Source organism: Tamlana sp. 2_MG-2023, assembly GCF_030548465.1.
Classification (GTDB): Bacteria; Bacteroidota; Bacteroidia; order Flavobacteriales; family Flavobacteriaceae; genus Pseudotamlana.
This window is the reverse complement of record NZ_JAUOSF010000013.1, coordinates 26,190-47,474: the sequence shown is the minus strand read 5'-3', so window position 1 is coordinate 47,474 and position 21,285 is coordinate 26,190. Positions and strand designations below refer to the sequence as shown.

Genomic DNA, 21,285 nt, shown 5'->3' with positions numbered 1-21,285 from the left:
GTATTTAATGCAATACGGTATTTGTCACTTAAGCATTGTTCCGCTACGAAATGAACCTACAGATCCCAGTGAATTGGTTTCACAGGTACTTTATGGTGAAATTTTTAAAATCATAGAACAACGTAAAAAATGGAGTAAGATCAGATTGGCTTTTGATAACTATGAAGGCTGGATAGATAATAAGCAATACATAGAAATTTCCGAAGAAAACTATAAAACCATAAGTTCTGAAAAAATCAAACTTTCTACAGATTTAGTTGAATTTATTGAAGATAAAAATCAGCAAATATTCCCTATTTCTATTGGTTCAACATTAAATGGCCTTTCACTTTTAAATCATATTTATGAAGGGAGTTCTATTCAAAACCAAATAGAAAAGTCTAACATCATTCAAACAGCATTTCTATATTTGAATTCTCCTTATCTGTGGGGCGGAAAAACACCCTTTGGAATTGATTGTTCTGGTTTTACCCAAATGGTGTATAAACTCAATGGTTATAAATTATTACGTGATGCGTCTCAACAGGCTACTCAAGGTGAAGCGTTAAGCTTTATTGAAGAAAGTGAACCTGGGGATTTGGCCTTTTTTGATAATAGTGAAGGTTCTATTATTCATGTAGGTATCATCATGGAAGATAATTATATTATTCACGCTCATGGTAAGGTGCGTATTGATAGACTCGACCATTCTGGAATTTATAACGTTGATAAAAACGAGCATACCCATAAATTACGTGTTATAAAGAAGATCATCTAAACAGGACTCATTTACTAACCTCTTTCATTAAATATTTCTTATATTTAATGAACGTTAATTAATTAAAAATGAGACCATCATGAGAAAAAAATCCCTTTATTTATTTACGACACTAATAGCAATGCTCTTTTGCTTTCAATTTGCGACCGCGCAATACAGAACAAGAGTACATACCACTAACCACAATCAAAGTGTGGGTAAATGGGTGAACCTTGGAACCACTCACGCAAATCATGCTGCCGATCATGATAAAATAAATGTTCCAGGCCCTTATGATTATTATCGAAAACTTAAATTTAAAGTAAGGGATTCACCGTTAAACATACAACGAATGGTTGTGACATATGATGGTGGTGGTGCACCTGAAAAAATAGAAACACGTTTTTCAATCCCTAAAAATGGAGAAAGTCGTATTATTGATTTAAGAGGAGGTAAGCGTAAGTTAAGAAGTATTGAGTTTTGGTACGATACCAAAGGCATATTAAATGGAAAAGCAGATGTTACTGTTTATGGTCTTAGATAAGTAAACCACATTTAGATTAACATCTCATATTAAAAACACAAAAAAAGGACACTTTTCAAAGTGTCCTTTTTTTGTGTTTTTAAGAAAATCATAATTAATTTCCTGCAGCTTCAAGCGCTTCTACCTTCTCTTTCATAGCCTTAGACTTCTCAGTTTCTCCAAGAATACTATAGATATTCATTAAGGTTTTTGCAGCATTGATGTTCGTTTCATCTATTTCTAATGCTTTTGACAAATAAGGAACTGCTTCTTTATACAACTCTTGACGCTTCTCTCTTAATTCATCATAACGATCATTATCTTTCTTAGAAGTCCCTAAACCATTCATTTCTTCAATTAGTGGTTTTTCTTCGGCTAATATTAACGCTGCTAAATTAATATATGCATTCACATAATTAGGATCTAACTCCAATGCTTTCTTGTAGTACATTTTAGCTTCATCAGCTTGATTACTCTCAGCAGCAATTACACCTAAGTTATATTGCAATTCAGGGTTTTTAGGATCCATTGCAATCGCTTCCTTTAAAAGGGACTTAAACTCTGCAGTATTTCCCATTTTATAGTGCACATTAGCCTCAGATAAAATTAAATTAACATCGTTAGGACTTTCAGCTCTAGCATCTTTCATTGCAGCAAGGGCTTTTTCATCTTTCCCTTGACTCACATAAATAAGTGCAATATTTTTTACAATTTCTGGTTTTTTAGACTCTGTCATACGTTCACCTGGCTTAATATGCGTTTTTGATTTCACATATAAATCTCTAGTGTTTTTATCTAAAACCTCTTCTTTCCCAGTTTCTACATTAGTCGCATAGTATTCTTTAGCTACACCTGTATATCCTAATGTCTTAAGTTCTTCATATAAAGTTAAAGCTCTATCATACTCAGGTACACTTACAGACATAGTAGCTGCATAATATAAATAAACAGTATCCTTTGTACTTAATCTATAAGTTTTTTCAAAATAATTTGAAGCTTTTGAAAAATCCTTACCCTCGTAGGCCTTATTACCTGTTGTAACTAAACTAGTTACCATTTTCTGTTTCAAATCTTCAGACTCCTGAATATAATCACCTTCTACTTTAGACAAACTTTCAATAGCTGCATCAATATCCTTCATTGATCCCTTACCATTGGCGTAAAGCGCTTCGGCATTTAGGTAGTAATATTTAGCTTTAAGCTTACCATCCATTTCGTCTTTTAACGCCTCTGCTTGACTAAGTGCGGTTTTAGCTTCTGAAAAATTGCTTGATTTAATAGCTTTTTCGGCTGTTTTCAATTCCTTTTTTTGTGCAAATGAAAATGCACTAATTGAAATAACTAAAGCTACAATAACTTCTTTCTTCATTTTATAATATATTTAATTTTATAATTTTGATTTTAATTAATCATCAAGAGTTGTGCCACCGTCATTAGTGTCAGTGTTTTCAGGAGTTTCTTCCCCTTCTATTAACTCTACTTCATCTTCGTCATGCATCACTTTCGCAACAGCAGCAATCGAATCGTTACCTTTTAAGTTTATCAACTTAACACCTTGAGTGGCTCTTCCCATAACTCTTAAGTTTGCAATAACCATTCTAATTGCGATTCCAGACTTATTGATAATCATTAAATCATCATTATCTGTAACACTTTTGATAGCTACTAAGCTCCCTGTTTTTTCTGTTATAGAAATCGTTTTTACACCTTTACCTCCTCTATTAGTAACTCTGTATACTGGCTCACCATCTTCTGGATCATCAATATAAGTACGTTTACCGTAACCATTTTCAGAAACTACCAAAACAGATTCTTCTTGAGAATTCTCAATAGTAACCATGCCAATAACTTCATCTTTGTCATGAGCTAATGTAATACCACGAACTCCAGATGCACCACGACCCATTGGACGTGTTTTAGCTTCCTCGAAACGAATGGCTTTACCTGATTTTAGGGCCAACATCACTTGACTGTTTCCAGTCGTTAATTTAGCTTCTAATAACTCATCATTATCTTTAATTGTAATCGCGTTGATTCCATTGGTTCTCGGACGAGAATATTGCTCTAATGCGGTTTTCTTAACCTGACCATTTTTAGTAGCCATTATCACATAATGACTGTTGATATATTCTTCATTCTTTAAATCTTGAGTACAAATAAACGCCATAACTTTGTCGTCTTGCTCAATGTTTATAAGATTCTGAATCGCTCTACCCTTAGATGTTTTACTTCCTTCTGGAATTTCGTAAACACGCATCCAGAAACACTTACCTTTTAAAGTGAAAAATAACATGTATTGGTGGTTAGTACCCACAAATAAATGCTCTAAAAAGTCCTCATTACGAGTGGTTGAAGCTTTTTGCCCTACGCCACCTCTATTTTGAGTTTTGTATTCTGTAAGTGAAGTACGTTTTATGTAACCGGCATGAGAAATAGTAATAACAACCTGCTCATCTGGAATCATATCTTCAATACTTAAATCGCCGCCTGCGTATTCAATAGTTGAACGACGCTCATCACCGTATTTATCTCTTACAACCTCTAATTCATCTTTAATGATATTCATTCTACGCTCTTTGCTAGCTAAAATATCTTTAAGATCTGTTATGGTTTTCATGATTTCTTCATACTCTGCACGCAATTTGTCCTGTTCTAAGCCAGTTAATTGACGAAGACGCATTTCAACAATCGCTTTAGCTTGAATTTCAGAAAGTTTGAAACGCTCAATTAAATTCGCGCGGGCTTCATCAGCATTTGAAGAGGCTCTAATAATCTTAATAACTTCATCAATATGATCAGAAGCGATAATTAATCCTTCTAAAATGTGTGCTCTTTCTTCCGCTTTGCGTAATTCGTAAGTCGTACGTCTCACGACAACTTCATGTCTATGCTCAACGAAATAATGAATTAATTCTTTAAGGTTTAACAACTGCGGACGCCCTCCTACAAGTGCAATGTTATTAACACTAAATGAGGATTGTAACGCTGTATACTTAAACAAAGTATTTAATACAATGTTTGGAATTGCGTCACGCTTTAAAACATATACGATACGCATTCCGTTTCTATCAGATTCGTCTCTAATAGAAGCAATACCTTCAAGTTTTTTATCGTTTACCAAGTCAGCAGTTTTTTTAATCATATCTGCTTTGTTCACTTGGTACGGAATCTCATTTACAATAATACATTCACGACCATTAACCTCTTCAATATTGGTTTTTGCACGCATAACAATACGTCCGCGACCTGTATGAAAAGCTTCCTTTACACCATCATACCCATAAATAGTTCCTCCTGTTGGAAAATCTGGAGCTTTAATATGAGTAATAAGCTCATCTATTTCAATGTCATTATTTTCAATATAAGCGATGGTTCCGTTTACAACCTCCGTTAAGTTATGAGGTGGCATATTTGTTGCCATACCTACTGCGATACCTGAGGCACCATTAACTAAAAGTCCCGGAATTCTAGTTGGTAAAACTGTTGGTTCCTGAAGCGTATCATCAAAGTTGAGCTTATGATCTACAGTTTCTTTGTCAATATCTGCCAACATGTCTTCCGATATCTTACGCATACGGGCTTCCGTATAACGCATTGCTGCAGGACTATCACCATCAATTGAACCAAAGTTTCCTTGTCCGTCTACTAACATATAACGTAAACTCCATTCCTGAGCCATACGCACCATAGCATCGTAAACCGATGTATCACCATGCGGGTGATACTTACCTAAAACTTCTCCAACTATTCTTGCGGACTTCTTATGTGCTGAATTTGCTCTAACACCCAGTTCATGCATACCATAAAGTACACGTCTATGAACCGGTTTTAACCCATCTCTTACATCTGGTAAAGCACGAGACACAATGACTGACATTGAATAATCAATGTAGGCCGACTTCATCTCATCCTCAATATTAATAGGGATCAATTTCTCTCCTTCTGCCATAAATATTCTTATTTAATTTTATGTCTTTTTCAAAACATGCTAATATAAGACTTTCATGAGTCATGGCAGGACAATCGAGCGTATTTTTTCATGTAATTTATTAACAATTATAACGACTATATTATTAATAAGTTATGACGAGTAAAATTTTGATATTATGAAGTTTTTTTCGTCAATTAGCAATTTACAGACAAAAAAAGGTACAGTTTTTGTCTTTGGTAAAATGTTTTATTATTTTTAATGCAGAAAGGACAGAGATTTATGGATGATAATTTTTCCCCAAGAGTAAAAGATGTGATTGCTTACAGCAAAGAAGAAGCCCTGCGTTTAGGCCATGATTTTATTGGTACAGAACATTTAATGCTTGGACTTCTACGAGACGGAAACGGAAAAGCGATTAACATATTAAATGCTTTAGACATTGATTTAAACCATTTAAGAAGAAAGGTTGAAATACTAAGTCCTGCAAACCAAAACATAGTCGTAGCTTCAAATCAAAAAAAGAACTTACACCTAACAAGGCAAGCAGAACGCGCTTTAAAAACAACATTTTTAGAAGCGAAGTTATTTCAAAGTACCTCAATAAATACAGCGCACTTACTACTTTGTATTTTAAGGAATGAGAATGACCCCACTACTAAGCTTTTAAATAAGCTGAAAGTTGACTACGACAATGTTAAAGAACAATTTAAACTTATGATTACAAACGACAACGACGATTATATAGACCCAAAAGCCGAATTTCAAGATGATGATGCACATACTGAAGACGATTCTGCAAAAGATAATATTTTTAACACACCTACAGGAAGCAAAACGAATAAGAAGTCTAAAACCCCTGTTTTAGATAATTTTGGACGTGATTTAACCGCTCTTGCGGAAGAAGGAAAGCTTGACCCTGTTGTAGGAAGAGAAAAAGAAATACAACGCGTTTCTCAGGTTTTAAGTAGAAGAAAGAAAAACAACCCACTCCTTATTGGAGAACCTGGTGTTGGTAAATCTGCCATTGCTGAAGGTTTAGCCCTTAGAATCATAAAACGTAAAGTCTCTAGAATTCTATTCAACAAACGTGTAGTTACTTTAGATTTAGCCAGTTTAGTTGCAGGAACGAAGTATCGCGGACAGTTTGAAGAGCGTATGAAAGCCGTTATGAACGAGCTTGAGAAAAACGATGATGTCATTCTATTTATTGATGAAATTCACACCATTGTTGGTGCCGGTGGCGCTACTGGAAGCTTAGACGCTTCTAACATGTTCAAACCTGCTTTAGCACGTGGCGAAATTCAATGTATTGGTGCCACAACCTTAGATGAGTATAGACAGTATATTGAAAAAGATGGTGCTTTAGAGCGTCGTTTTCAAAAAGTGATTGTAGAACCAACCACGGTTGATGAAACCATTGAAATTTTAAACAATATTAAAGGTAAATACGAAGAACATCATAATGTTGATTATACACCGGAAGCCATTGAAGCTTGTGTGAAATTAACAAACAGATATATGTCTGAAAGATTTCTTCCAGACAAAGCGATTGATGCTTTAGATGAAGCGGGGTCCCGTGTTCACATCACAAATATTGATGTGCCTAAACAAATTATTGAGCTTGAAAAACAACTAGAAGGTATTAAGGAAACAAAAAACGCTGTTGTTAGAAAACAAAAATATGAAGAGGCAGCTAAACTTAGAGATGATGAAAAACGCATAGAAAAAGAATTAGCTATCGCTCAGGAAAAGTGGGAAGAAGACACGAAACAGCACAGAGAAATTGTTACGGAAGACAACGTTGCTGATGTTGTTTCTATGATGACCGGTGTGCCTGTAAATAGAATTGCTCAAAAAGAAATTAACAAGCTCGCAGAGCTGCCAGAACAAATTAAAGGTAAAGTTATCGGTCAAGACGAGGCTGTTGCTAAAGTTGTAAAAGCCATTCAACGTAACCGTGCTGGTCTAAAAGACCCTAATAAACCAATTGGTTCGTTTATCTTTTTAGGTCAGACAGGTGTTGGAAAAACGCAATTAGCAAAAATCTTATCACGCGAATTATTTGACAGCGAAGATTCTTTAGTGAGAATTGACATGAGTGAATACATGGAGAAATTCGCCATATCACGTTTAATTGGGGCACCTCCAGGATACGTAGGATATGAAGAAGGCGGACAGCTAACTGAAAAAGTAAGACGCAAGCCCTATGCGGTGATTCTTTTAGATGAAATTGAAAAAGCACACCCAGATGTATTTAACATGCTGCTTCAAGTGCTTGATGATGGGTATTTAACCGATAGTTTAGGTCGGAAAATTGACTTTAGAAACACTATTATTATAATGACTTCTAATATTGGTGCTCGTAAACTAAAAGATTTCGGTACAGGGATTGGTTTTGGAACATCATCTCAAAAAGCTCAAGAAGACGCCAATGCAAGAAGTGTTATTGAAAATGCACTTAAAAAGTCGTTTGCACCAGAGTTTTTAAACAGAATTGATGATGTTATTGTTTTCAACCCATTAGAGAAGGAAGACATTAACAAAATTATCGATATTGAATTAGAAAAATTATTATTTAGAATTGAAGGTCTTGGATACCACTTAACCCTTACGGAAACTGCTAAAGATTATATTGCAGAAAAAGGCTTTGATAAGCAGTACGGTGCACGACCACTAAAAAGAGCCATTCAAAAATATGTTGAAGATGCTTTAGCTGAAGAGATTGTTACCTCACATTTACAGGAAGGTGATAAAATTAAAATCGATTTAGATGAAACCACAGATGAATTAAAAATATCTATTGATAAGGCTGAAAAACCAACTGAATCTTAGATTATTTAATTCACATAAATTACAAATACACAAAAAGCTCGAAATTCTGTTTCGGGCTTTTTTATGATCACAACTTACTTAACTTCCTCACTTGACTCTGCTTGAACCCCAAGGCTAGCGCTCGTTTGAAACGAGTGCCGTCAGGAGTAAGCAACACAAGCACTATCATAAACAATATATTCAAATAGGCACAGCATGCGAATTCTTGATTTCCCCCATAACAAAAGTACTGTGTGCACTTCCTATATTCTTTATGCTTCCTAAGTGATCTAAAACAAAATTCTGATATTCTTTCATGTCGCTCACTAATATCTTCAGGAAGAAATCGTAGTCACCAGAAATATTATAACACTCCACGACCTCCTTCAGTTTTAAAATATCGGTTACAAACTGATTACCAATCGCTCTGGTATGTTCTTTTAAAGTGATATTACAAAACACCATCAAACCTTTATTTAACTTTTCAGCATCTAAAACGGCAATATAATTTTTGATGTACCCTCCCTTTTCCAGCTTCTTAACACGTTCAAAGACCGGAGTTGTCGACAAATTAACTTTAGCAGATAAATCTTTAGTGGTTAAATCAGATTTTGCTTGAAGCAATCTTAATATCCGTAAATCAATTTCATCTAATATCATTGTAGAAATATTTTCTATTAAACCTATTCAAATTCAAAAACTAAAGAATATTAGTCTTAAATTTTAATCTAAAATAGCTATTATATCTAAATATAAACACTAATTATTATAATATATTCTTTAAATATAATTTTGAACAGTAATAAAAACTACAATAAATTATGAAAACCACCATTTTAGGTCACCCAAGAATAGGAAGTAAACGCGAGCTCAAAAAAGCCTGTGAAGCTTTCTGGGCAAACAATATAGATGAAGCATCTTTAGTAAATACGGCTTCTGAAATTAAAAAACAGAATTGGTTACAACAACAAACATTAGGTATAGATGCTATTCCTTCAAACGACTTTTCATTTTATGATCAAGTACTTGACACCTGTTTAACCTTAGGCTGTATTCCAAAGCGCTATAACGCTATAGACAAAGACAACTATTTAGAGCTGTATTTCGCCATGGCACGTGGTTTACAAAAAGACCACATTGATGTCACGGCCATGGAAATGACCAAATGGTTTGACACCAACTACCATTATATTGTTCCTGAATTTGAAAAAGACCAAAACTTCGAATTCTTTTCAAAGAAAATTATTGAAGAATACAAAGAAGCCTTAAACCTAGGCATTAAAACAAAGCCCGTTTTAATTGGCCCCATTACTTTTTTATTGCTTGGAAAGAAAAAAGAACCTGGTTTTCATAGACTAGAGCTTTTACCTCGTTTATTACCAGTTTACTTTGAAATCCTGACCGAGCTGGATGCCTTAAATATTGAATATATTCAGTTTGACGAACCTTGTTTAGCCCTAAACCTAAGTACTCAGGAACGTGATGCTATTGCTTCAACTTATGAGCAAATTGCTACTCAATTTCCAAACATCAAAATATACTTAGCCAATTACTTTGATTGCTACGGCGATAACTTAGACATGGTTCTTCAACTTCCTGTTGATACCCTTCATTTAGATTTAGTTCGTTGTCCGTCTCAACTGGATGATATTTTAGAATCTAAACATTTTAACCCTAAAGCGAAATTAGCCCTTGGACTCATTGACGGAAGAAATATTTGGAAAAACGATTTTGAAAATTCACTAAAATTTATCGAAAAAGCTTCTAAAAAAATTCCGTTAGAAAATTTATGGATCACGGCTTCTTGCTCCCTACTCCACACGCCTTATGATTTAGATTTAGAAACCCAATTATCATCTGAAATTAAACAGTGGCTAGCCTTTTCAAAACAGAAAATTGAAGAAATCGTAACTCTAAAAAATCTATCTTCGGAAGAAAACAGCGCTTATTTATATCTTTTTGAAGAAAACAAATTGGCGAATTTAAACAGAAAGCGATCGAAGCTCATTCATAACAACGCTGTAAAAGCCCGAATTTCAAATTTAAAACCCGAAGACAGCCAGCGGAAAAATGAATTTAGCCAGAGACAAGCCAAGCAAAAGCAATCACTTAATCTCCCCTTATTCCCTACCACAACTATAGGGTCTTTTCCTCAAACTAAAATAGTGAGAAACCAACGACTTCAACATAAAAAGGGAGTACTCTCACAAGAAGCCTACAACCAGTTCATAGCCAAAGAAATTGAAGATTCTATTCGTTTTCAAGAAAGAATAGGCTTAGATGTATTAGTTCATGGCGAATTTGAACGTAATGATATGGTTGAATATTTTGGCGAAAAACTTAACGGATTTGCCTTCAGTAATTACGGCTGGGTACAAAGTTATGGGAGTCGTTGTGTCAAACCACCTATTTTATTTGGTGATGTTTCTCGTGAAAAATCGATGACCGTTGATTGGTCAAAATACGCCCAATCCCTTACCGATATTCCTGTAAAGGGCATGTTAACTGGCCCGGTTACTATATTACAATGGTCTTTTGTTCGAAACGACCAACCCCGAGCTACCACTTGCAATCAAATAGCCTTAGCGATACGAGATGAAGTGATTGATCTTGAAAATAATGGTTTAAAAATCATTCAAATTGATGAACCTGCTATTCGCGAAGGACTTCCGCTAAGGAAAGAAGAATGGCAAAACTATTTAGACTGGGCTGTAAAGGCCTTCCGAATTTCTGCGAGTGGTGTAAAAGACGAAACCCAAATTCATACACACATGTGTTATTCAGAATTCAACGATATTATTTCGAATATTGCCGACATGGATGCCGATGTGATTACCATAGAAACCTCGCGTTCTAAAATGGAGTTATTAGATGCTTTTGTAAATTTCAAATACCCAAATGAAATTGGCCCCGGTGTTTACGACATTCACTCTCCAAGAGTGCCTTCTTTAAATGAAATTGAGGACTTACTTACTAAAGCGAAAAATGTATTGCCTCATGGTCATATATGGGTTAACCCCGATTGCGGACTAAAAACACGAGATTGGCCTGAGACTAAAAAAGCGCTTGAAGTTCTAGTAAAAGCAGCAAAAAAACTTAGAAAATCTGAATTAGAATACGTTTAATTAAGTGTTTTTCTAGAAAATTAAAACATTAAAATACCTTAGAGCTTGTCAGAACCACTTGTAATTTTCACTAATTTTCGGCAAGCTCTTTTTTTATTACAAGAAACTATTATCATATTTCCATACAAATTAGTAAGATCCCGAATCAAGTTCGCTATGACGAGATTAAAAATTTATGATACTAAAATTTTATTCATGACCTACGACCTTCGTGTTGTTTTCTTTAGGTACACGTAACAACAAAATAATACCACCTAAAAAGAACACAAATAAAAACAGAATGGAATTTCGCATACTTCCTGTAATTTGATCAATGCTTCCGTAAATCACCATACCGATAACAATCCCAATTTTTTCAGCAACATCAAAGAAGCTAAAATACGAGGTGGAATCTTCGGTTTCTGGTAAAAACTTAGAATAGGTTGAACGGGCTAAAGACTGTATACCTCCCATGACTAAACCAACAAAACCCGCAGCTATATAAAATTCAGTTGGAGTATGCATAAAATAGGCGTAAAAACAAATGCCTACCCAAATCACATTCACATAAATTAAAGTTTTAATATTCCCAAATTTCGCAGATGCTCTTGAGGTTAGAAAGGCACCCAAGATAGCTACAAGTTGAATCACCAAAATACTCACAATAAGCCCTAATGTTTTTTCATCATCCGTTCCCCAACTTATTTCTTGTTCGCCAAAATAAACTGCAACCAACATGATGGTTTGCACCGCCATGCTAAATACAAAAAAAGCGTATAAATAACGTTTTAGTCTCAGATTACCACTGAGCTCTTTCCAAACGGCACGTAATTCACGAAATCCGTTAAACACAATAGAACGAGTTACTTTTCCGCCTGATGATGTGCCTTTAGGCAAATAGGAAAATGAATACTGACTAAACAACATCCACCAAATACCAACAGAAATGAAAGAATAGCGCATCATTTGCATTTTAGACTCCCCAGAATCTTGAGTCATTACTGCTGCTAAATTCAGTATCAATAAAATGACACTTCCTATATAACCTAGAGAAAATCCCTTGGCGCTTATATGGTCTTGTTGTTCTTTAAAAGCAATATCTGGTAAATAAGAATTATAAAACACCAAGCTCCCCCAATATCCTATTAAACCCATAAAATAAAAAAGCAAACTCAAATGAATTTGTTCCAAATTAAACCAATACAAACCGATACAACCTACGCTTCCTAAATAGCAGAAAAACTTCATAAAATTCTTCTTATTCCCAACATAATCGGCAATTCCAGATAATAAAGGTGACATGAAAACAACCACTAAAAAAGTAAAAGCAGTCACAAACGTTATGAGTGCCGTGTTTTTAAATTCAAAACCAAAAGCAGACACCGTTTTAATTTCTGAGAGAAATAAGGACGAATAGAAAATAGGGAATAATGAAGATGCAATGGTTAAGGTGTATACCGAATTTGCCCAATCATAAAAGGCCCAAGCGTTAAGAAGTTTTTTACTTCCTTTTTTAAGTTTTTCCATAAAAAAAGCTGCTTTAATTTTAAGCAGCTCCTAAAGTAAACAATTATTTTAATTTGACTTGTTAAATCAATTATTCTCTAAATGAAGTCACACCAAATTTCTTGGCCTCAGCAATAGCATGTGGCGCTAATTCCCTTAAATTTGAAATACGTGAATCGTTAGATGGGTGTGTACTTAATAACTCTGACGGCTCTCCTCCACCGCTATTTGCTTTCATACGTTCCCAAAGTGACGCCGCTTCAGTTGGATCATAACCAGCTATGGCCATAATGTATAATCCAATTTTATCTGCCTCGGTTTCATGACTTCTGCTAAAAGGAAGCATAGCCCCTACTTGAGTTCCTACACCATAATATTCATTAAATAAGTTTCTATCATTTTCATCCTGTAAAACAACATTACCGGCAACTGCTCCAAACTGTTGCAACATACCAGCACTCATACGTTGTTGTCCATGATTAGCTAAAGCATGAGCCACCTCATGCCCCATAATAACAGCAACACCCGTTTCGCTTTTTGCCACAGGCAAAATACCTGTATAAAAAACTATTTTCCCCCCTGGCATGCACCATGCATTTTCAGTAGGATCATCAACCAAATGATATTCCCATTTATAATCGTTTAAATAACCATGATAACCATTTGCTGATAAATAACGTTCTGATGCAGCTGCAATACGCTCACCTACTCTTGAGATCATTTGAGCATCTTCAGTTCCTGTAACCACTTTGTTTTCTGATAAAAACTGATCATATTGCGCGAAAGATGTAGGAAATAAATCCGAATTAGGCACTAAAGCCATCGTTTTCTTGCCAGTAAACGGGTTTGTAGCACATGAATAAATAACTACTGCTAAAATTAATAAAGGGAGTAATTTTTTAAGTTTTATCATTCTGAAAAATTGTTTTTAATTGAAACATAATTGAGCGCTAAATTATATTTTATTCTTTAAAAACATTAACGCTATCGCTTTAAATTGTTTAAAAATTAATCGTGTTATGTATTCCTTTTTTTAACGACTGAAGTAAGTGAAAATCAAAACTATATTTTATGAATAAGATATTAATCGTATTTGCCCTACTTCTTTTTAACTGCAATTCTTCTGCTCAGAAACAGAAAGCCGAGACTGAAAACACCTATAAAATTAATAAAACTGAAGCACAATGGCGTGCACAGTTATCAGACATGGCATATCATGTTTTAAGAGAAGCTGGAACTGAACGCGCATTTAGCAGTCCGTTGAACAATAATAAAAAACAAGGTGTTTACGCCTGTAAGGCCTGTAAAACACCGGTATTTAAAAGTGAACACAAATTTGATTCAGGTACAGGTTGGCCTAGTTTCGACAGAGAAATAGAAGGAAACGTGGCCTTTTCAACTGATAATGACCTAGGGTACACAAGAACCGAAGAACATTGTGCAACTTGTGGTGGTCATTTAGGTCATGTTTTTAAAGATGGCCCAAGAGATACCACTGGAGAGCGCCATTGCATAAATGGAGTTGCGTTAACTTTTATACCAAAAGAGTAACTTTTTTTTATTTAGTATCCTTCAATTTTTTCTTATAAGGCCTAATAATTAACCGTGCTTCGCGATCAAAACGAATATAATTGTACACCCAATTTACAAACACTACCATGCGATTTCGAAATCCGATTAAAAAGAATAAATGCACAAACATCCATACATACCAAGCAAAAACACCTTGGAATTTAAAGTTTTTCATATCGACAACGGCTTTATTTCTTCCAATAGTTGCCATAGAACCTTTATCCTTGTATTTAAAAGGTTTCATAGGTTTTTCTTCTAATAAACGAAGCATATTATCTCCTAATTGCTGACCTTGCTGAATGGCGGGTTGTGCCATCATTGGGAATCCAACAGGAAATTCTTCAGAAACTAAACAAGCGATATCTCCTATAGCAAAAATATTTTCAAATCCGTTTATTTGATTATAGGCATTGACTAAAATTCGGTTACCACGTGTCACGAAAGCTTCACCATCCAACCCTTTTATTATGGCGCCTTGAACACCAGCTGCCCAAACCAAGGTTTCAGTTTTAAAGGTTAAGTCTCCATTTGTAGTTGCTGTTGTGCCATCGTAACTTTTAACTCGAACATTCTTCCATACATTTACACCTAATTTTTCTAGAAACTCTTCAGCTTTTTCTGACGCTTCAGCACTCATACCCTTCAGTAAACAATCACTTGATTGCACTAAATTAATTTGAGCCATTCGGGTATCTAAATCTGGATAATCTTTTGGTAAAATACCTTTTTTAATTTCCGCCAAAGCGCCCGCCAATTCAACACCAGTAGGGCCGCCACCAACGATTACAAAATTCATCAAGGCATTTCGCTCATTCAAATCTGAAGTTAGCAAAGCATCTTCAAAATTTTCAAGAATTAAACTCCTTAAATCTAAAGATTGCGGAATGGACTTCATTGCCATACTATGTTTTTCAATTTCTGAATTTCCAAAATAATTGGTTTCAGAACCTGAAGCCACCACTAAATAATCAAAGCTTAAAGTACCGATATTTGTTTTTAGCTCATTATTTTCAGTGTCTACGAACTCTACATCAGCTAATCTGAAATAAAAATTAGGGAAGTTTTTTAAAATTTTCCGAATAGGATATGCAATGGAATCAGGTTCCAAACCGCCGGTTGATACTTGGTATAATAATGGTTGAAAGTTGTGATAATTATTCCTATCTAACAGGACGACTTGCACTTCTTGCTTCGATAATTTTCTAGCTAAAGCGATTCCTGCAAAACCTCCTCCTATAATTACAATACGTGGATAACTTGTTCTTGGTATATTCATATATTAAAACTTCATAACAAAGGTAAGATAAAGATGTAAAAATTAGCATTACTATATTCCATATTCGGTTTCGATTTCGTAAATTCGTATCCTAAAAATTAACACATGAGTAAATACGACATCATCATTATTGGAAGTGGTCCTGGAGGATATGTAACAGGAATTAGAGCATCGCAACTTGGCTTTAAAGTAGCGATTGTAGAAAAAGAAAGCCTTGGAGGAATTTGTCTAAATTGGGGCTGTATTCCAACAAAAGCTTTATTAAAAAGTGCTCAAGTTTATGATTATTTAAAACACGTTGATGAATACGGATTGAAAGCAGAAGCGATCGATAAAGATTTTGACGCTGTAATTAAACGTAGTCGCGGTGTAGCTGAAGGCATGAGTAAAGGTGTTCAGTTTTTAATGAAGAAAAACAAAATCGATATTATTAAAGGTTTTGGAAAAATTAAAACTGGAAAGAAAGTAGATGTAACTGTTGAGGACGGTACAGTAACAGAATATAGCGCAGATAACATTATTATTGCAACAGGAGCTCGTTCTCGCGAATTACCAAATTTACCACAAGATGGTGAAAAAGTAATTGGTTACCGCCAAGCGATGTCTTTACCAAAACAACCTAAGAAAATGATTGTTGTTGGTTCTGGAGCAATCGGTGTTGAGTTTGCACACTTCTATAATTCAATGGGTACCGAAGTCACTATTGTTGAATTTATGCCAAACGTAGTACCTGTTGAAGACGTTGATATTTCTAAAGCATTTGCTAGCTCTTTGAAGAAATCTGGAATTAATGTGATGACAAATTCTTCTGTAGAATCTGTTGATACTTCTGGAGAGGGCGTTGTTGCTAAAGTAAAAACTAAAAAAGGAGAAGAAACTCTAGAAGCTGATATTTTATTATCTGCTGTAGGTATCAAATCTAACATTGAAAACATAGGTTTAGAAGATGTTGGAATTGTTGTTGATAGAGACAAAATCTTAGTTAACGATTTCTACCAAACAAACATCCCTGGTTATTATGCTATTGGTGATGTGGTTCCTGGACAAGCCTTAGCACACGTTGCTTCTGCTGAAGGAATTACTTGTGTTGAGAAATTAGCAGGATTACATACAGAAGCTATCGATTACGGTAACGTTCCTGGATGTACTTACGCATCTCCTGAAATTGCATCAGTTGGTTTAACTGAAGCTAAAGCCATTGAAGAAGGTTACGATATTAAAGTTGGAAAATTCCCTTTCTCTGCCTCTGGAAAAGCGACTGCTGCTGGAACTAAAGAAGGTTTTGTAAAAGTAATTTTCGATGCTAAATATGGTGAATGGTTAGGTTGCCATATGATTGGTGCAGGCGTTACCGATATGATTGCTGAAGCTGTTTTAGGTAGAAAACTAGAAACTACAGGACACGAAGTATTAAAAACAATCCACCCTCACCCAACCATGAGTGAAGCGGTTATGGAAGCTGTTGCTGATGCTTATGATGAAGTGATACACTTATAAGAAGAGGCCCCTCCTAGCCTCCCCGAAGGGGAGGAACTTTAACTCGGACGGGTTTATACATACTAAAAAAAGCGATTCTAAATTTAGAATCGCTTTTTTTATGCTTTATTTTTTAAGTAAATAATGATACGGATTTCTACTCAGACTTTTTGCATATGAGTGAGCATCCCTCCCTTTAGGGGAGGTTAGGTGGGGCTATACTCTGAATCGCCAACTCATAACTCTGCATTCCAAAGCCTAAAATCACGCCTTTAGCATTGGGTGAAATATAAGATTGGTGTCTAAACTCTTCTCTACTAAATGTATTCGAAATATGTACTTCTATCACAGGGGTTTCAATGCCTTTAATGGCATCTCCTATAGCTACTGAAGTGTGCGTGTACGCTCCAGCATTTAGAATTATACCATCATAACTAAAACCAACTTCATGCAGTTTATTTATAAGCTCACCTTCTACATTAGATTGGTAATAGCTCAATTCTATATTTGAATATTTAGCTTTGAGTGTCTCTAAATAATCTTCAAAAGTTAGATTTCCATATATTTCAGGCTCTCTTTTTCCTAATAAATTAAGGTTTGGCCCATTTATAATAATTATTTTTTTCATCTATCTCACTTATATTATTCGTAAAAATACAAAAGTTAAACTATAATAAATGCTTGGTATTGTAACAGATTTTAATATGTCTTATATTTTAAATTTAGATTCACAGCCTCCTAAGAACATTACTACTAATCAAAACCAATTAATGAATGGCTTGTCTTATACATTCAAAAAAAAACAAATGCATCAGAAACCAGTAAATTTAGGGCATAAAAAAACCGAAGCGTACACACTTCGGTTTTCTATCTACTTATATTTGTTTACATTACTAAAACTGGAATAAAATACCGCAATTTAAATTGCCATAATTTATATAATCAGAAATACTTTCATAAGATACGAAAAGTTCTATTCTATTAGCTAAGTCAACTGATACAACTGGTTTAAAATATAAGCCTCCATCTAAAAAATCAGAAAGAGGAATAGCATAGCCTAAATCAATACCACCAGATACCATTCCGAATAATTTAATTCTTGCTGCTCCAGCTACTGGTAAAAACAAAGAATCTTCACTTTGAAATGTACCAAGAACCGTATCATATTCCTTTCCAAAAAAGTTTCTAAATCCAGCCGTACCACCAATAGAAATAAGGTCATCAATATCTGTAAAATAAAAATACGCATCTGCTCCTACAGCTACAGAATAAAAATCGGAGGCATCACCTACAGGAATCCCTACTGAACCTCCTATTTTAAAAGTTTGAGCATTCATTGCTCCGAAAGTGAATAAAGCAATAATTGCTGTAAATAATAATTTTTTCATAATGAATTAATTTTAATAGTTTACCCTATTAAAGTAATACATTTCTGAATAATAACATTTACCCTCATATCAACTTATTAACAATTTTATAAACAAAAGTAAAATAGAACACTTATAATCAACTATATACAAAACAAAAAACAGTATTCTATATGAATTTATTCTCATAAACCTATTTTAGTTAAATTTACCACATGACATGGAAACAAGCGCTTAAAGATTATCAATTGTATTTAAAAATTGAACGCGGATTATCGCTCAACTCAATAAATAACTACGTTTTAGATGTAAAAAAGTTAATTACTTTTTTAGAGAATAACACAATTTCTGTATCCCCATTAAATATCACTTCTGAAGTTATACAACAATTTATATATGACGCCGCAAAACACATCAACGAACGCTCACAATCTCGCTTAATTTCTGGCCTTCGCAGTTTTTTTAGTTATTTAATTTTTGAAGACTACATCACTTTAAATCCGTTAGAACTTATTGAAAGTCCGAAAATTGGCAGAAAACTACCAGATACCTTATCGGAAGAAGAAATTGATGCTATTATAAGCGCCATCGATTTAAGCAAAGCTGAAGGTGAGCGAAACCGTGCTATGCTAGAAACCCTCTACGGTTGTGGTTTACGCGTTAGCGAACTTATAAACTTAAAACTATCAGATCTGTTTTTTGATGAAGGCTTTATAAAAGTCACTGGTAAAGGAGACAAACAGCGTTTTGTACCAATCGTTGATGTGACACAAAAATACATTAACATTTACCGCAGTGAAATTAGAAATCACCTAAATATTCAAGCCGGTTTCGAAGACACCCTCTTTTTAAACCGCCGCGGAAAACAATTAACCAGAGCTATGGTCTTTACTATTATCAAACAGTTGGTTGAAAAAATAGGTTTGAAAAAAAATGTATCCCCGCATACTTTTAGACACTCGTTTGCTACGCATCTTTTACAAAATAATGCTGATTTAAGGTCTATTCAACTCATGTTAGGCCATGAAAGTATTACAACTACTGAAATTTATGTCCATCTAGACAGAAGTCATCTCACTGAAGTTGTAGAGAAATATCACCCTAGGAAGTAGGTGTTGGCTGTTGGCTAAATGTAAAAAACTACCTGAAACTGCAACGTTTAACTTATAAAAATTACAGTTTTTATAAGTTCTTAAAACAGGACAAGAAATCCGTATTCAGTTAAGCTTCTTTATGTGACCCTGAAACAAGTTCAGGGTGACGTGATTAATCAGTGAAGTCTGAGTCTAAAATGCTTTCTAAAATAAAAAATCCAACGTATTGCTGGATTTTTTACTTTATTTTGATAAGATGCCTTCCTTCGAAGGAATATATTTATTACTTCGCGATATTCACAGCTCTCGTTTCACGAATTACCGTTACTTTAACCTGACCTGGGTAAGTCATATCAGTCTGTACTTTTTGAGAAATACTGAAAGATAACTCAGAAGCTTTTTGATCGTCTACTTTTTCACTTTCTACAATAACTCTTAATTCTCTACCAGCCTGAATAGCATAAGCCTTTTTAACGCCTGCAAAACCGAATGCAATTTCTTCTAAGTCTTTTAAACGTTGAATATAACTGTCTAAAACTTGACGTCTTGCTCCTGGTCTTGCTCCCGAAATAGCATCACAAACCTGAACGATTGGTGCTAATAAAGATTTCATTTCGATTTCATCGTGGTGCGCTCCAATAGCATTACAAACATCATCTTTCTCGTTAAACTTCTCAGCCCATTGCATACCTAAAATAGCGTGAGGCGTTTCCATATCTGCTTCAGCATCTGGCACTTTTCCAATATCATGCAACAGTCCTGCACGTTTTGCTAATTTTGGGTTCAAGCCTAATTCTGCTGCCATCACACCACATAATTTCGCTACTTCACGCGAGTGTTGTAATAGGTTTTGACCATAAGAAGAACGGTATTTCATTCTTCCTACCATTTTAATAAGTTCTGGGTGTAAATTGTGTATTCCTAAATCGATAACGGTACGCTTACCTACTTCAATAATTTCCTGCTCAATTTGCTTTTGTGTTTTCTTAACAACTTCTTCAATTCTAGCAGGGTGAATTCTTCCATCGGTTACTAATTTATGTAACGATAAACGCGCCACCTCTCTCCTAACTGAATCGAAACATGATAAGATAATCGCTTCTGGCGTATCATCTACAATAATCTCAACTCCTGTAGCCGCTTCAATCGCTCTAATATTTCTACCTTCACGACCAATAATACGACCTTTAACGTCGTCTGATTCAATATTGAATACAGATACACAGTTATCAACAGCTTCCTCTGTTCCAATACGTTGGATTGTGTTTATAATAACTTTCTTAGCATCTTGTTCTGCTGTTAATTTAGCTTCCTCTAAAGAACTTTGAATGTATGCCATCGCATCATTTTTAGCTTCTCCTTTTAAGGACTCTACCAGCTGCTCTTTAGCTTCCTCGGCAGAAAGACTAGAGATTACTTCAAGTTGTTGTACTTGACTTTTATGTAATTTATCTACTTCTTCTTGCTTCTTTTCAACCACATCAAGTCTGTGATTGTAATCTTTTATTTTATTCTCAAGCGTATCATTAAGTTTTTTAGATTTTGAAAGCTCACTAGACACTTGAGATTCTTTATCACGCGTACGTTTTTCGGCATCTGCCATTTTCTTATCGCGTGCTAAAATCACTTTTTCATGCTCAGACTTAAGTTCTATAAACTTTTCTTTAGCCTGAAGTATTTTATCTTTTTTAAGGCTTTCACCTTCACTTTTTGCTTCCTTAAGTATTAAAGTGGCACTTTTTTTCGCTTCTTTTACTAATTTAGAAGCATTATTTTTTTCTAGTGTCTTAGCTATAATAAAGCCTATTACAAGGCCTAAAATGACACCACCTACTGCAAATATAATTGAGTTATCCATCGTTGAGTTAGTTGATTTTAATATATAAAAA

The 21,285-nt window shown here is 34.7% G+C and carries 16 protein-coding genes; 7 read left to right on the top strand and 9 right to left on the bottom strand.

Annotated features, from left to right (window positions below; genetic code table 11):
- Nucleotides 1-7: 7 nt before the first annotated feature.
- Together Q4566_RS15285 and Q4566_RS15280 are read left to right on the top strand one after the other, a co-directional pair.
- Entirely contained in the window at nucleotides 8-757 is a 750-nt protein-coding gene (locus Q4566_RS15285) for a C40 family peptidase (protein WP_303423111.1), read from the top strand.
- Between the two features lie 79 nt (nucleotides 758-836).
- On the top strand, nucleotides 837-1,280 hold the full coding sequence (locus Q4566_RS15280; protein ID WP_303423109.1) for a hypothetical protein: 444 nt from the start codon (nucleotides 837-839) through the stop codon (nucleotides 1,278-1,280).
- Nucleotides 1,281-1,374: 94 nt separating this feature from the next.
- Here the strand turns inward: Q4566_RS15280 and Q4566_RS15275 are convergent, their stop codons facing one another.
- Both Q4566_RS15275 and gyrA read right to left on the bottom strand, forming a co-directional pair.
- Nucleotides 1,375-2,628: a tetratricopeptide repeat protein gene (locus Q4566_RS15275; RefSeq protein WP_303423107.1), complete on the bottom strand. Its 1,254-nt coding sequence runs from the start codon at nucleotides 2,626-2,628 to the stop codon at nucleotides 1,375-1,377.
- A 36-nt stretch (nucleotides 2,629-2,664) separates the two neighbouring features.
- Complete coding sequence (gyrA, locus tag Q4566_RS15270) at nucleotides 2,665-5,208, bottom strand: DNA gyrase subunit A (protein WP_303423104.1); 2,544 nt, start codon at nucleotides 5,206-5,208, stop codon at nucleotides 2,665-2,667.
- Between the two features lie 261 nt (nucleotides 5,209-5,469).
- On the opposite strand from gyrA, the gene Q4566_RS15265 reads away from it, so the two are divergent.
- Nucleotides 5,470-8,022 carry an ATP-dependent Clp protease ATP-binding subunit gene (locus Q4566_RS15265; protein ID WP_303423101.1) on the top strand — a complete coding sequence of 851 codons (2,553 nt, stop codon included), beginning with the start codon at nucleotides 5,470-5,472 and terminating at the stop codon, nucleotides 8,020-8,022.
- Between the two features lie 180 nt (nucleotides 8,023-8,202).
- Here the strand turns inward: Q4566_RS15265 and Q4566_RS15260 are convergent, their stop codons facing one another.
- Nucleotides 8,203-8,661 carry an Lrp/AsnC family transcriptional regulator gene (locus Q4566_RS15260; protein ID WP_303423098.1) on the bottom strand — a complete coding sequence of 153 codons (459 nt, stop codon included), beginning with the start codon at nucleotides 8,659-8,661 and terminating at the stop codon, nucleotides 8,203-8,205.
- 161 nt (nucleotides 8,662-8,822) lie between these two features.
- Here Q4566_RS15260 and metE point away from each other — a divergent pair, with 161 nt between their 5' ends.
- Nucleotides 8,823-11,126: a 5-methyltetrahydropteroyltriglutamate--homocysteine S-methyltransferase gene (gene metE / locus Q4566_RS15255; RefSeq protein WP_303423095.1), complete on the top strand. Its 2,304-nt coding sequence runs from the start codon at nucleotides 8,823-8,825 to the stop codon at nucleotides 11,124-11,126.
- A 189-nt stretch (nucleotides 11,127-11,315) separates the two neighbouring features.
- Here metE and Q4566_RS15250 read toward each other — a convergent pair whose 3' ends face one another.
- Both Q4566_RS15250 and Q4566_RS15245 read right to left on the bottom strand, forming a co-directional pair.
- Nucleotides 11,316-12,632: an MFS transporter gene (locus Q4566_RS15250; RefSeq protein WP_303423091.1), complete on the bottom strand. Its 1,317-nt coding sequence runs from the start codon at nucleotides 12,630-12,632 to the stop codon at nucleotides 11,316-11,318.
- 70 nt (nucleotides 12,633-12,702) lie between these two features.
- Nucleotides 12,703-13,524, bottom strand: coding sequence for a M48 family metallopeptidase (locus Q4566_RS15245; RefSeq protein WP_303423088.1), 822 nt, complete (start codon nucleotides 13,522-13,524; stop codon nucleotides 12,703-12,705).
- A 158-nt stretch (nucleotides 13,525-13,682) separates the two neighbouring features.
- Here Q4566_RS15245 and msrB point away from each other — a divergent pair, with 158 nt between their 5' ends.
- Complete coding sequence (gene msrB / locus Q4566_RS15240; RefSeq protein WP_303423085.1) at nucleotides 13,683-14,162, top strand: peptide-methionine (R)-S-oxide reductase MsrB; 480 nt, start codon at nucleotides 13,683-13,685, stop codon at nucleotides 14,160-14,162.
- A gap of 7 nt (nucleotides 14,163-14,169) precedes the next feature.
- On the opposite strand, the gene Q4566_RS15235 is transcribed toward msrB, so the two are convergent.
- Complete coding sequence (locus tag Q4566_RS15235; protein ID WP_303423081.1) at nucleotides 14,170-15,459, bottom strand: NAD(P)/FAD-dependent oxidoreductase; 1,290 nt, start codon at nucleotides 15,457-15,459, stop codon at nucleotides 14,170-14,172.
- 105 nt (nucleotides 15,460-15,564) lie between these two features.
- Here Q4566_RS15235 and lpdA point away from each other — a divergent pair, with 105 nt between their 5' ends.
- Nucleotides 15,565-16,956 (top strand): dihydrolipoyl dehydrogenase, encoded by a 1,392-nt coding sequence (gene lpdA, locus Q4566_RS15230; protein WP_303423079.1) that lies wholly within the window; start codon nucleotides 15,565-15,567, stop codon nucleotides 16,954-16,956.
- 175 nt (nucleotides 16,957-17,131) lie between these two features.
- Here lpdA and aroQ read toward each other — a convergent pair whose 3' ends face one another.
- Together aroQ and Q4566_RS15220 are read right to left on the bottom strand one after the other, a co-directional pair.
- Nucleotides 17,132-17,563, bottom strand: a complete 432-nt coding sequence (gene aroQ / locus Q4566_RS15225; protein ID WP_303423076.1) for a type II 3-dehydroquinate dehydratase — start codon at nucleotides 17,561-17,563, stop codon at nucleotides 17,132-17,134.
- Nucleotides 17,564-17,828: 265 nt separating this feature from the next.
- Nucleotides 17,829-18,323: a hypothetical protein gene (locus Q4566_RS15220; RefSeq protein WP_303423073.1), complete on the bottom strand. Its 495-nt coding sequence runs from the start codon at nucleotides 18,321-18,323 to the stop codon at nucleotides 17,829-17,831.
- Between the two features lie 194 nt (nucleotides 18,324-18,517).
- Here Q4566_RS15220 and xerD point away from each other — a divergent pair, with 194 nt between their 5' ends.
- The gene (gene xerD / locus Q4566_RS15215) at nucleotides 18,518-19,414 is read left to right on the top strand and encodes a site-specific tyrosine recombinase XerD (protein WP_303423070.1); all 897 of its coding nucleotides are present in this window, start codon (nucleotides 18,518-18,520) and stop codon (nucleotides 19,412-19,414) included.
- A 265-nt stretch (nucleotides 19,415-19,679) separates the two neighbouring features.
- Here xerD and rny read toward each other — a convergent pair whose 3' ends face one another.
- Entirely contained in the window at nucleotides 19,680-21,254 is a 1,575-nt protein-coding gene (rny, locus tag Q4566_RS15210; protein ID WP_303423067.1) for a ribonuclease Y, read from the bottom strand.
- Between the last annotated feature and the right edge of the window lie 31 nt (nucleotides 21,255-21,285).

Coding starts and splice junctions, on each gene's coding strand:
- Q4566_RS15285 (WP_303423111.1), top strand. CDS start 8: ATGCAATACGGTATTTGTCACTTAAGCATTGTTCCGCTACGAAATGAA.
- msrB (WP_303423085.1), top strand. CDS start 13,683: ATGAATAAGATATTAATCGTATTTGCCCTACTTCTTTTTAACTGCAAT.
- Q4566_RS15275 (WP_303423107.1), bottom strand. CDS start 2,628: ATGAAGAAAGAAGTTATTGTAGCTTTAGTTATTTCAATTAGTGCATTT.
- aroQ (WP_303423076.1), bottom strand. CDS start 17,563: ATGAAAAAAATAATTATTATAAATGGGCCAAACCTTAATTTATTAGGA.
- Q4566_RS15250 (WP_303423091.1), bottom strand. CDS start 12,632: ATGGAAAAACTTAAAAAAGGAAGTAAAAAACTTCTTAACGCTTGGGCC.
- Q4566_RS15265 (WP_303423101.1), top strand. CDS start 5,470: ATGGATGATAATTTTTCCCCAAGAGTAAAAGATGTGATTGCTTACAGC.
- xerD (WP_303423070.1), top strand. CDS start 18,518: ATGACATGGAAACAAGCGCTTAAAGATTATCAATTGTATTTAAAAATT.
- Q4566_RS15235 (WP_303423081.1), bottom strand. CDS start 15,459: ATGAATATACCAAGAACAAGTTATCCACGTATTGTAATTATAGGAGGA.
- Q4566_RS15220 (WP_303423073.1), bottom strand. CDS start 18,323: ATGAAAAAATTATTATTTACAGCAATTATTGCTTTATTCACTTTCGGA.
- Q4566_RS15260 (WP_303423098.1), bottom strand. CDS start 8,661: ATGATATTAGATGAAATTGATTTACGGATATTAAGATTGCTTCAAGCA.
- rny (WP_303423067.1), bottom strand. CDS start 21,254: ATGGATAACTCAATTATATTTGCAGTAGGTGGTGTCATTTTAGGCCTT.
- lpdA (WP_303423079.1), top strand. CDS start 15,565: ATGAGTAAATACGACATCATCATTATTGGAAGTGGTCCTGGAGGATAT.
- Q4566_RS15280 (WP_303423109.1), top strand. CDS start 837: ATGAGAAAAAAATCCCTTTATTTATTTACGACACTAATAGCAATGCTC.
- metE (WP_303423095.1), top strand. CDS start 8,823: ATGAAAACCACCATTTTAGGTCACCCAAGAATAGGAAGTAAACGCGAG.
- Q4566_RS15245 (WP_303423088.1), bottom strand. CDS start 13,524: ATGATAAAACTTAAAAAATTACTCCCTTTATTAATTTTAGCAGTAGTT.
- gyrA (WP_303423104.1), bottom strand. CDS start 5,208: ATGGCAGAAGGAGAGAAATTGATCCCTATTAATATTGAGGATGAGATG.